We start from the raw sequence: 12,485 nt of genomic DNA on the forward strand, positions 1-12,485 counted from the left end.
GGAGAGATAGTTAATGGAAGCTAAATTGGAAAATTTATTGGACTGTTTGGAAGGATATAAGAAGAAGGCAGTAGAGAGAAAAAATGCTTATGGACTGGACCCCCGTCCACTGGAGGCTGAAGAGGTTGAATCTCTTTTTGCCGGACTTAAAGTAGAAGGACTAGAAAAGGAAACTTTTGAGATATTTAAAAAGGAACAGTTAGATCAGCTTGTATTAAGGCTTTTAAGGGAAGAGGTTAAGCGCGGAACTTTTCCTGCTTCTTATGCTAAGGCTGATGGACTGACTGAAATTATAAAAGAAGCAAAAATTAGAGAAAAAGAAAATCCATATCTATCTGCAGAGCAGGCTCTTGAACTGCTGGCAGAGATGAAGGGAGGAGCAGCTACCTCCAGTTTGATTGATCTTTTTGCGAAAGAAATTTATAGAGATAAAATTACTGAGATTTTAAAGGGAACTGTACTTGTTACTCAGGCAGATTTTGAGCAGCTTGAAGAACTGGCAGCAGAAAACCCTTATTTTAAGAAGAAAATTGATGAACTGATGCTGAGCTGGGCTTACAGAGATTTTGCAGAAAATTGGGAGCTTGCTGATCAATATCAGGGAGTTTCACTCCGGGTCGGTGATAATATTACAACTGGTCATTTAAGTCCATCTAAAAACGCTAACAGCAGAACTGATCAACCCCGCCACGCTCAGTTTGTAATGGATGGTCGTGATGACGAAGAAAACCTGTGGGGACGTTTAAATAATTTAAAATCTAAAGCAGAAAAAACGGAAAGCGTCTTTTTCACAGCTGGAAAAGCTTTAGGTGAGGGATCTTCCCGTAAATCTGCTACTTATACCATGCAGCAGCTTTTAGGTGAACCGGTAAAAGGTGAACCTGAAAAGAAAAGAGGTGGGGTAGTAATTGCAAAAAGTTTTGCCCCTATTTTTAAAGAATCACTGGTGGCTTCGGGGATTCTACCGCTGGAAGCTGACACCACTGAAATTAAAGAGGGAGATAGTTTAAAAGTCAACTTAAATTCTAAAAAGCTGGTTGTTAATCCTGACTCAGAATCCGAATTTGAGCTGCAGATTAAACTGCCGATTGACTATAAAATGAAAAAGATCGCTGCCGGTGGAATGACTTACTTTGATGCCGGTAATGAGCTGCAGACAATGGCTCTAAGTTACTGTCAGGAAAATGGAATTGAAACAGGCGGTGTAAAAACACCTGCTGAAGAAAATGTAGTTGAAGAAGAAACAAAGCCGGCTCAAACACTTGCCCAAAAAATTGTAGCCTACAATCGTCTTGATGGTAAGGATACAATTCTGCCGGGAGAAACAGCCCAGGTTAAAATGAGAGGTGCTTTTTCTCAGGATACAACCGGGCCCATGACTATGGATGAATATCAATCAATGGCCGGGGGAGATTTTGGAGCTGAATTTGTTGTGCAGTCTCTCTGTCATACTGGTGAGTGTCCTTCCAGTGCTGAAAGAGATACCCATAAGTTTTTACATGATTTTGTAACCGAGCGCGGAGGTGTCTGTCTGCAGACAGGTGAGGGGATTATTCATACAATTGGTAACCGCTTTGTGCTGCCGACTGACGTAATTGTCGGTGGAGACTCCCACACCAGAACTCCAAGAGGAGTATCATTCCCTGCTGCTTCAGATATTGTGGCTGGAGTTATGAAATATGGTAAACAGGATCTGACTATGGATGAATCTGTTAAAGTTAAATTCACCGGCCGTCCACCAGCAGGGATTACTGCTCGTGACCTGGTATCTGCTCTGGTCATTTATGCAGAGAAAACTGTGGGTAAAGATATTTATAATGGCCGCATTATTGAAATGGAGGGTGTTGACTTCTTAAGCTCTGATGAGCGCTATATTCTAACAAATGCTGTTGCCGAAAGAAGTGCTTCAGCTGGAGTTGTACCTTCTGATCAGGTTACTGTAGAAACGATAAAGGAGAACCTGGAATATTTAAAGTCAAGGCCGGATGCTGAGACTTCTCCTTCGGTTAAAAATACTATTCAGGCAATTGAAGCGTATTTAGAAAATCCAGTTTTATTTAAGGCAGATGAGGATGCAGAGTATGCAGCCGAAATTGAAATTCCTCTGGAAGAACTTTCTGAACCATTAGTTGCTAAGCCCCATCACCCTGACAATGTTGCTCCAATAAGTGAAGTTGCAGGAGAGAAAATTGATGAGGTTTATATCGGCAGCTGTGTTGGGGGAGATTTAAAAAGTATTAAAGAGGCGGCAGAAGTGATTGCCGGTCACCAAATTCCTCAGTCAGTGAATGTAGTTGTCGGTCCTGCTTCCCGTGATATTTACGAGGAATTGATTGTGGATGGAACAATGGCTAAATTGACTCATGCAGGTGCAACAGTAATTATGCCGGGCTGTGGATTATGTATGGGTAACAAGCGGAGAATTGGCTCTGGTGCTACAGCCTTTACTACAACCACTCGTAATTATCAGTCCCGGATTGGACCTTCTGATTCTCGGACCTATCTCGGCAGCGCCCAGGTAGCAGGCTGTGTGGCTGTGCTGGGTCATATACCTTCTAAAGCAGAGTACTTTAAGCTGTATAAATAATGTACATGCACCGTGAACCACCCGATATATGTCGAAATATGCGGTGATTTAAGAAATTAGATAAGAGAAAGTAAACAGCAGCTAAGTTTTTTTAAGCTGCTGTCTTTCTTTAAAAAATATGACAGAAATCAGACTTGTAATTTAGAATAAACTTCTATATAATTAATAATCGTTGCATCAAAAATATCAGCTGTCTGTTGATTGAAATTTTATCAGCAGGCGGCTTTCTTTTGTTTTAACTTATAAAATTCTGAAAATAGAAGGAGCTTAAAAATGAGTCATTTACTAAATGATCTAAACCCAAAACAAAGAATAGCCGCAGAGACGCTAAAAGGCCCGGTTTTAGTTCTGGCTGGAGCAGGAAGCGGTAAGACCAGAACCCTAACTTATAGAACAGCCAATCTGATCAATAGTGGTGTAAGCCCCAAAAACATTTTAACTGTAACCTTTACCAACAGGGCTGCAGATGATATGAAAGCTAAAATTGGCAAATTGATTGGATCAGAGATTATAGATGAGATGAACCTCGGTACTTTTCACAGTATCTGCCTCAAGATACTGCGGGAAAATTTAAAGAAGGTAAATCGTTCTGAAGGTTGTTTGATTTATGATACTAATGATTCAATAGCTATAGTAGAAGACATTATTTTTGAATTTGGCCTGGAAGAGACTGAATATGATCCAAAGCTGGTCTTCAATATTATTTCTAAGGCCAAAATGGAACTCGTACTGCCGGCTGATCTGGTTGAGGAATATGCCCGGGGAGAAAATCAGGGTTCTGAACATTTTTATCAAATTGTGAGCAGAATCTATCAGGAGTATGAGCGGGTGCTGACAAATAATAACTGTTTTGATTTTAATGATTTGATTAAAAAGACGATTGAACTTTTAGAATCTGATTCAGAAATCCTGGCTAAATATCAGAATAAATTTAAGTATATCCAGGTCGATGAATATCAGGATGTCAACCATTCTCAGTATCATCTGGTTTCTCTGCTGGCCAGACCTCAAAATAATATTTTTGTGGTTGGTGATGACTGGCAGGGAATCTATGGCTTCCGGGGTGCTGATATCAGTAATATCTTAGAATTTGAGCATGACTATCCAGAAGCTAAAATTGTTAAGCTGGAGCGCAATTACCGCAGCTCCAATAATATTATTTCAGCCTCCAATCAACTGATAAACAATAACAGTCAGAATAAGGTTAAAGAAGCCTGGACTGAAGCTGACGATGGGGCTCCAATTTTTATAGCTCGAGCAGAAAGTCCTCTTGTTGAGGCAAAATATGTCTGTAAGCGGATTAATCACCTTGTTGATTTTTATAATTATAAATTAAGTGATATTGCTATTTTGTGCCGCAGCCATTTTCAATCGATGCAGCTGCAGAATCAGCTGCCAAAGTTTAGAATCCCTCATCAGCTGGTAGGAGGAGTTAGCTTTTTTGACCGCCAGGAAATTCGCTATTTTGTCAATTATCTTAAACTGCTGGTTAATCCTAATGACAGGCTGGCTTTAAAGCGGCTTTTTAGAATTGAGGTTCACGGGGTTGGAGAAATTTTGTTGAGTGAAATTAACAAATATGCCAGAGAGCACAATCTGAAAATTACTGATGTTTTTGAGAGTCCGACTCTTGTTAAGGGAATTGGAAATAACAAGGCGGCTAATATTATTGAATTTCAGCGGCGGGTTATTGACAGCATTTATGATCTGCGGGATGAAAAGCTGGCAATGCATAAAAAGGCTCTTGAGCTTTATCAGCGGGTAGATTTTGATCAAAATGTACTGGCAGAGCTTGACAGTCCAGAAGAGAGAAAAAAATATATGAACATGTTTTTAGAGGATATGGCAGATTTTCAAAAAAATAATCCCGGGCGAGGACTTTATGATTATTTATTGATTAACAAATTGATTTCAGATAAGGATATTAGCGAAGATACTCAGGAAAAGGTCAAAGTAATGACTGCTCATTCAGCCAAAGGACTTGAATTTCCAGTTGTTTTTATTATTGGAGCAGAGGAAGAAGTCTTTCCTCATCTAAAAAGTCTGGAAGAAAAGGCAGCAGGTTCAAATCCCTATGCTGTAGAAGAAGAGCGGAGGCTCTTTTATGTAGCAATGACCAGAGCTGAAAAATTACTCTTTATATCATTTTCAAATCGCAAAGTTTCCGGAGAACAGGGGCAGTACAAGCAGATTGTTCCTTCCAGATTTTTATATGAATTGCCTGAGCAGCGGCTTGATTTTACCAGTGTAGAAAGCAAAAAAGGCGGTTCCGGGATTCAGATGCGAAAAAATGTCGAAGTTATATAGGGCATTGTTCTTTATTTCACTATAACCAGGTACAAAACGGCCGTTTTGTACCTGGTACCAACAAAGTACTTGACAGATTTAAAATTGAGTGATAAACTACTATATAACTTAAAAAGAAAATAAAAATCATCAAGAGCGGTGGAGGGACTGGCCCTTTGATACCCGGCAACCTACTTAAAGTCTTTAGTAAGGTGCTAATTCCAGCATTTCCAGAAGGGAATGATAGATGAGAGGCAATCAAATCCTCTCAGGAGGATTTTTTTCATTTCTAACTGCTCTTGATATTTGGAGCAGTTTTATTATTTTTTAAAGGGTGATTAGTATTGATTAAAATTGAAAATTTAACTAAGCACTATCATGCAGCTCAGGGAAAAGTTGAGGCAATCAATGGACTCAACCTGGAAGTTGCTGATGGTGAGATATTTGGAATGATTGGACCCAGTGGTGCAGGGAAGAGTACTTTGATTAGAATGCTCAATTTACTGGAAGAGCCTACTTCTGGAACTATAAATATTAATGGTACAGATCTGACAGAACTCAGCTCTCAGAATTTAAGAGCTGCCAGGCAGAAGATTGGTATGATTTTTCAGCACTTTAATCTTCTTTCTTCAAGAACTGTCCTGGGGAATGTAGCTTTTCCACTTGAAATTGCAGGAGTGGGAAAAAAGAAAAGACGTCAAAAAGCAAAAGAATTAATTGAACTGGTCGGCCTGGAAGATCGGGCAGATCATTATCCAGCTCAGCTTTCTGGAGGTCAGAAGCAGAGGGTAGGTATTGCCAGAGCTCTGGCAAATGACCCTGATTTACTTTTGTCGGATGAAGCGACCTCATCGCTTGACCCGGAAAGTACTAAATCTGTACTTGAACTTTTAGGCAGAATTAGAGATGAGATGAACCTGACAATTATTTTAATTACCCATGAGATGGGAGTAATTAAAGATATTTGTGATCGAGTTGCTGTTTTAGAGGCTGGAGAAATTATTGAGGAAGGATCAATAATTGATATTTTTTCAAAGCCGCAGAAAGCGCTGACCAAAAAGTTTATCAGTTCAGTTATTGATTTTGATCTGCCGGAGCGCATAGTTAAATATGTTAGAAAAGAAAGACCGGGAGAATTAATTAGAGTTTCCTTTGTGGGAGAAAAGACACATGACCCCTATATTTCTGATCTGGTAAAACATTATTCAGTTGACGCAAATATTTTATATGGAAATATTGATGAAATTCAGGGTGTTCCTTTTGGTACTCTGGTGCTTGATTTAGAAGGGCAGCTGACCAATATTGAGGAAAGTATTGCCTATCTAAAGAGTCAGGATTTAAGAGTTGAGGTGTTGGATAATGTTTAATTTTATTACAGATTTAGCCCGCTACAATGATTTAATGATTAGCGGTTCTTTAGAAACTTTATACATGGTGGCAATGTCATTATTTTTTGCGATAGTAGGAGGAATTCCACTTGGTATTTTAACTACAATCACCAGACAGGGCCATATTTTACCCAATAAACCGTTAAATTTTATTCTTGATGGAATAATTAATATTGGGCGATCGATTCCTTTTATTATTCTAATGGTAGCAGTTATTCCCTTTACCAGAATGATAGTTGGGACTTCAATTGGCACCAATGCAGCGGTAGTTCCACTTTCTCTGGCAGCAATTCCATTTATGGGAAGAGTCACTGATAATGCGATTTTAGAAATTGATCAGGGAGTTGTCGAATCAGCTCAGTCGATGGGAGCCAGCCCCTTACAGATTGTATTTAAAGTTTTATTACCAGAATCACTGCCGGCGATTATTCTCGGCCTGACTCTGACAGCAATTAGTCTGGTAAGTTATTCAGCCATGGCTGGAGCAGTTGGTGGGGGTGGTCTCGGCGATATCGCTATCCGCTATGGGTACCAGCGTTTTCAGCTGGCTATTATGCTGGAGACTATTGTTATTTTGGTAGTTATGGTGCAGTTAATTCAATTTTTTGGTAATCAGATAGCTTCATTTTTTGATCACAGAGCCTAAGTGGTAAAATATTTACTATTATCATGTTTTGATTTAGAATAACATAAGATAGAAGAGAAGCGTGGAATTATTTCTGACAAAATATATAGTGTCAGAATTAATTTATAAATTTATAACAAGTAGAAGAGGAGAGATAATTATGTTAAAGAAAACAATTTTGATTTTAGCAATTTTGACTTTCGTATTTGCTGGTGCTGTTCAGGCTGATGGTCACCTGCTTAAGATTGGGGCAACACCACTGCCGCATTCAGAAATTCTTGAGTTTATTAGAGAAGATCTGGAAGCTGAAGGTATTGAACTGGAAATAGTAGAGTTTACTGATTATGTAACTCCAAACATTGCTTTAGATGACGGCAGTATTGATGCTAACTTCTTTCAGCATGTACCATATTTAGAACAGTTTAACGCAGATCGTGGTCTAGATTTAGTCTCAGCAATTAAGGTTCATGTGGAGCCAATAGGATTATATTCTGATAAGTACACAAGCTTAGATGAAATTCCAGAGGGTTCTTCAATTGCCCTACCAAATGACCCTTCAAATGAAGGTAGAGCTTTAATCTTACTGCACAATGAAGGAGTTATTACATTAGATGATCCAGAAAACTTGAACGCCACTCCAATTGATATTGTAGAAAATCCTAAAGATCTACAATTTGAGGAACTGGAAGCAGCTCAATTACCAAGGGTCTTACCTGATGTTGCAGGTGCAGTTATTAATACCAATTATGCTCTGGAGGCTGACTTAAACCCTCTAGAAGACGCTTTAGTTATGGAGGGTAGTGATTCACCATATGTTAACGTAATAGCAGTTCGCAGTGGTGATGAGGACAGTGAAAAGATTAATACTTTAGCTGAGATTATTCAGTCAGAAGCTGTTAAAGAATTTATTTTAGAAGAATATGAAGGTGCTGTTGTACCAGCATTTTAATCTCGGTCTAAATTGTAATTTAATAATGATTAGCAGAAGGAGCAGTTTTCGAACTGTTCCTTTTTTGTTTTTCAATCAGAAATGTTGTATAATAAGTGGTAGGAAAGAGAAAAAATGAGGTGGAAATTATGAGTAAAAGCCTGGCAGCTGTTGTAAATATAATTCGTCTTATGAAAGACTCGGATGTTAAGATAAGCAAAAAGGCACTATTTTTAGTACCTGTTGCCTACCTTATTTTCCCTTTTGACCTGGTAGGAGACTTTTTTCCGCTCTTAGGTCAGATTGATGATATTGCAGTCTTTATTTTGATGTGGCCTGTTTTAAGAAATCTTTTAAAGAAATATCAGAGTGGAGATCCAGAGGTCGAAAAAAAGAAAAAAGATCCTGATGCAATAGATATTGATGATTATACAGTTGAATAATAAATAGATAACTCTACAGCCAGAATCAGGGTTGTAGAGTTTTTTGTTTTTAAAAAGATTTAAAGACCCTGATTTTCCTATAACTTTCACCTACTGGGTGAAAACAATATTTTGATAAATGATTGATATATTAGCACTGATAATTTATTTCGCGGCTTCTATGAATAATCCAGGATTAATCTAATTATAATCGACCGTACGGTTGACAAAAAATAAATTTTGAGTTATAATGACTACTGATCGGTTAGTTGAGAAGATTAAAATTTGGTTAAGGAGGTTTTTATGGCCGAAGATACGAAAAACAAAATACTAAAGTCAGCCTTTCATCTTTTTTCAAAAAACAACTATCATGCTGTTTCCATGACTCAGATAGCAGAGGGTGCAGAGATCAGCAAGGGTACCCTTTACTGGTATTTTGATAGTAAAGAAGAACTGTTTAGAGAAACTGTAGTTACTGGTCTGGATTATTTTCATGAGCTTTTCGAAGAAATCGCTGCGAAAGAAATCAGCAGTGACAAGAAGATTAGAATTTTGCTTAAATGTGTATTCAAAACTTTGATAGAAAATTTAGATATGCTGGAAGTTTTTAGGAACAATGTGGAGTTAATTAGCAGCGATTTCAAAGATGCAATTGAGTCTAAACACAAAAAAAATATAGAAATTGTGTCTCGAATTGTTGAACAGGGAATAGAAGAAGGTTTAATAAGAAGTGAAAATTCTACTAACATGGCGGCATTAATTATGTCAGTTTTATTTACACCTCAAATAAAAGAAATATTAGATAATGATGAGAAAGTAGAAGATAAAATCAACTTTATTTATGATTTTATAATGAATGGGATTAGTAGAAAGGAGCATCAAGATGAAAAATAGAATGAAAGTAATTACCTTATTTTTAGTTGCTGTTATTTTCTTATCTACTCCTGCTGTAATGGCAGCAGAGGATATTAATTTAGAAGAAGCAGTAAAGATTTTAATTGAAGAAAATAGGATATTAGAAAACGCTCGTAAAGATATTGAGAATGCAGAAAAAGATATAGAACTGGCTCAAAGATCATACTTTCCAACCTTAGGTCTGCAGACTTCCTATACTAAATTGGACGAAGGGCAACCGAGTTTTGACTTGCAATCATTAAGTATGGTAGAAGGTCCTGATGAGAATTACAGTACAGCTATATCTTTAACTCAGCCAATCTGGCTGGGCGGCAGGGTTTCTATGCAGAAAGAAATTGCCGGTTATAGTTTAGAAATTGCCAGAACTAAGTATGAACAGAGTGTTGAAGATCAGATTTTTTCTTTAATCCAGGCTTATTATGGTGTTTTACAGACTCAGGGTATGGTTAAAATTCGAGAAGAAGCCCTGGATACTGTAAATGAACATTTAAGAATAGTGAAAAATAATTTAGAAGCTGGGATTGCAATTCGGCGGGATTTACTGCAGAGTCAGATTGAACAGAGAAAAGCTGAAGAAGCACTGACTGCAGCCAAAAATGATTTAAAAATTGCCAGGAGGCGCCTGACTCAGCTCTTAACTACAGATAAAGTATATGAGCCCAGTGATCCAGAAATTGATTTTGAACTGGAATTAGAACAGCAAAAACTATTTAACACAGCCCTGGCAAATGACCCACAGCTTATGATTTTAGAATTAAATAAAGAAATTATAAAGTTGAACCAGAAACTGAAGGGTCAGTATTATCGACCCAGTGTTTCTCTTAATGGTTCTTATAACTGGCAGGGGCAGGAATTTATGGATCAGAAAAGCTGGTCGATGACTCTGGGAGTTAATGTTCCTCTTTATGATGGAGGTAAGGGAAATCTTAATGCCGAAAAACAGGAAAAAGAATTAGAAAAAATAGCTAATAATCGGCAGGATTTATTAGAAAATATAGATATAGAGGTAGAAGATTCGATTTTAACTGTAAAAGAGAATAAAGAGGCAATTGAATTAGAACAGCTTTCTTTAGAAAATGCTGAAGAAAATTTAGAAATTGCTAATAAAAGTTATGAAGCCGGAGTAGCAAGTAATACAGATGTAATTGATGCTCAGTCTACCTACAATCAGGCCAAAACGTCTCTACTGCAGGCAACATATAAATATGAAACAGAATTATTTAGAACTATCTATAAAAGTGGTCGTCTAAAAGAATATTTTGAGGGTGTGATAAACAATGAAAAATAGAGATAAAGTCATTTGTTTACTAATTATTTTACTTTTTGTTAGTTTACCGGTTCTGGCTCAGGAGTCAAAGGTTGTTGAAACAGCTAAATCAGTTACCGACGATATTAGTCTTGATGAGTTGATTACAGGTACTTTAACTCCGATTCAGGATGTAAATATTCCTGCCCAAATTGGAGGAGTCGCTGATCTGGTAAATATAGAAATTGGAGAACAGGTGGAAAAGGGTGCTGAATTAATAAAAATTAATGATGAGACACTTATGATCCAGAAAAACCAGGCTGCAGCGGCTTTAGATAGTGCTCGTGCCAATTATGAAGAACTAAAAAATGGTGTAACAGAAGAACAGTTGAAGAGAATACAGGCTAATTATGAGAACGCTAAAGCAAGCTTAGAAAGTGCAGAAACCAATTTGGAATTAATGCAGGAACTATATAATGAACGCCGGACACTGGAGCAGCAGCTGGTAAATGCAGAACAGCAGCTTAATAGTGCCAGGCAGCAGCTGCAGATGTCAAAGCAGAATTTAAATCAGGCTGAAGTTAATTATAATCAGGCAGAAAGGGAGTATGAAAGATCAAAAAACTTATATGCAGATAATGTGATTTCGGAAAGAGAATATGAGAATGCAAAAAATTCTTATGAAAATGCAGAATCATCATATAAAAATGCTCAAATTTCAGTAAAACAGGCTGAAACTTCCCTTGCGGCAGCCGAAAAAAATTATCAATTAACAAAGGCAACTTATAATAATCCTACACAATTAAAACAGCAGCTGGAAAATGCACGCAGCCAGGTAAATAGTGCTCGTACAAATTTAAAAGTTGCTGAATCAAATTTAGAAGAAGCTAAAAGAGGTCCAAGAAAAGAAAGAATAAGAGCTAGCTTTGCTGCGGTTAAACAGGCAGAGGCTAGATTAGACGAAATTAAGAATCAAATTACTAAAAGTCAGATTACCGCTCCTTTTTCAGGATTGATAAATCGAGTAAATTTTGATGAAGGAGAAATGATTCCTGCAGGTCAGACGGTTCTTAATTTAATAAATATTGATCAGTTATATGCAGAAATAGATGTAACTGCGGCAACAGTTTCTACGATTAATAAAGGTGATACAGTTGAGGTGAGGGCTGAAACAATGCAGCATTACATTAAAGGAGAAGTTACTAATATAGCTCCTGCTGCAGACCGGGCAAGCAAAACATTTTTAGTGAAAGTTAAGATACCTAACCTGGAGCACAGGTTAAGAGCTGGAATGTTTGCAGATGTTAAAATCACTAAAGGAAAATCAGGTTCAGCTGTAGTTGTACCAATAGAGAGTATTGTTAATCTTAATAGTGATAATCCATATCTTTTTGTGGTAGAAGATGGAAAAGCCGTCAGAAAAGATTTAAAAATAGGAATTAAAACTGACAGCAGAGTTGAAATTCTGGCAGGTTTAAATGCTGATGAGGATGTTATAATTAGAGGACAAAGCAATTTAGAAGCCGGCCAGGAAGTTGAGGTGAGAAATTAATGAAGTTATCCGATTTTTCGATAAAGAGGTCAGTTACAACTGCAATGATCATTTTGATGGTGCTGCTGATTGGCTCGGTGGCACTTTCCAGATTAAGTCTTGACCTTTTCCCAGATATCACCTTTCCTGGGGCAGCAATAGTTACAACTTATGAGGGTGTTGGCTCAGAAGAAATAGAGAATTTAATTACAAAAGAGATAGAAAGCTCAGTTGCTACAGTTGAAGGAGTTAAAAGTATTACGTCAACTTCCTCAAGGGGCTCCTCAACAGTTGTTGTAGAATTTAACTGGGGTCGTGATATGGATTTTGCTGTTCAGGATTTAAGAGAACAGGTGGATTTAGTTAATAGCATGACTTTACCTGAAGATGCTGACAGCCCGATGATTTTTAAATTTGATCCTGCCATGATACCGATAATGGTCTATGGTGTTTCAGCCCAGGGTTTAGAGATTGATGAATTAAAAGAAGAGGTTGAAGATGAATTAATTCCCAGACTGGAACGTATCTCGGGAGTTGCCCAGGTAAATATGCGGGGG

10 protein-coding genes and 1 riboswitch are annotated in these 12,485 nt (G+C 37.6%); all 10 genes read left to right on the forward strand.

What is annotated here, in order from left to right:
- Positions 1-13: 13 nt before the first annotated feature.
- Positions 14-2,587 (forward strand): aconitase family protein, encoded by a 2,574-nt coding sequence (locus CI949_RS04325; RefSeq protein ID WP_108142655.1) that lies wholly within the window; start codon positions 14-16, stop codon positions 2,585-2,587.
- A 273-nt stretch (positions 2,588-2,860) separates the two neighbouring features.
- Positions 2,861-4,894: an ATP-dependent helicase gene (locus tag CI949_RS04330; RefSeq protein WP_108142657.1), complete on the forward strand. Its 2,034-nt coding sequence runs from the start codon at positions 2,861-2,863 to the stop codon at positions 4,892-4,894.
- 123 nt (positions 4,895-5,017) lie between these two features.
- Positions 5,018-5,127: riboswitch (SAM riboswitch) on the forward strand.
- A gap of 90 nt (positions 5,128-5,217) precedes the next feature.
- Positions 5,218-6,240, forward strand: a complete 1,023-nt coding sequence (locus CI949_RS04335) for a methionine ABC transporter ATP-binding protein (RefSeq protein ID WP_108142659.1) — start codon at positions 5,218-5,220, stop codon at positions 6,238-6,240.
- On the forward strand, positions 6,233-6,907 hold the full coding sequence (locus CI949_RS04340) for a methionine ABC transporter permease (protein ID WP_108142661.1): 675 nt from the start codon (positions 6,233-6,235) through the stop codon (positions 6,905-6,907). Before CI949_RS04335 ends, CI949_RS04340 begins: the two co-directional genes overlap by 8 nt.
- Before the next feature lie 139 nt (positions 6,908-7,046).
- Complete coding sequence (locus tag CI949_RS04345; RefSeq protein ID WP_108142663.1) at positions 7,047-7,835, forward strand: MetQ/NlpA family ABC transporter substrate-binding protein; 789 nt, start codon at positions 7,047-7,049, stop codon at positions 7,833-7,835.
- 128 nt (positions 7,836-7,963) lie between these two features.
- Positions 7,964-8,257: a YkvA family protein gene (locus tag CI949_RS04350; RefSeq protein WP_133531107.1), complete on the forward strand. Its 294-nt coding sequence runs from the start codon at positions 7,964-7,966 to the stop codon at positions 8,255-8,257.
- Positions 8,258-8,539: 282 nt separating this feature from the next.
- The gene (locus CI949_RS04355; protein ID WP_133531108.1) at positions 8,540-9,130 is read left to right on the forward strand and encodes a TetR/AcrR family transcriptional regulator; all 591 of its coding nucleotides are present in this window, start codon (positions 8,540-8,542) and stop codon (positions 9,128-9,130) included.
- The gene (locus CI949_RS04360; protein ID WP_133531109.1) at positions 9,120-10,439 is read left to right on the forward strand and encodes a TolC family protein; all 1,320 of its coding nucleotides are present in this window, start codon (positions 9,120-9,122) and stop codon (positions 10,437-10,439) included. The genes CI949_RS04355 and CI949_RS04360 overlap by 11 nt, the downstream gene beginning before the upstream one ends.
- On the forward strand, positions 10,429-11,949 hold the full coding sequence (locus tag CI949_RS04365; protein ID WP_290763316.1) for an efflux RND transporter periplasmic adaptor subunit: 1,521 nt from the start codon (positions 10,429-10,431) through the stop codon (positions 11,947-11,949). The genes CI949_RS04360 and CI949_RS04365 overlap by 11 nt, the downstream gene beginning before the upstream one ends.
- Positions 11,949-12,485: efflux RND transporter permease subunit (locus tag CI949_RS04370; protein ID WP_290763318.1), on the forward strand; the 537-nt coding region annotated here is incomplete at its 3' end. The genes CI949_RS04365 and CI949_RS04370, both read left to right, overlap by 1 nt.

The sequence above is a fragment of the Halanaerobium sp. genome (assembly GCF_003070835.1).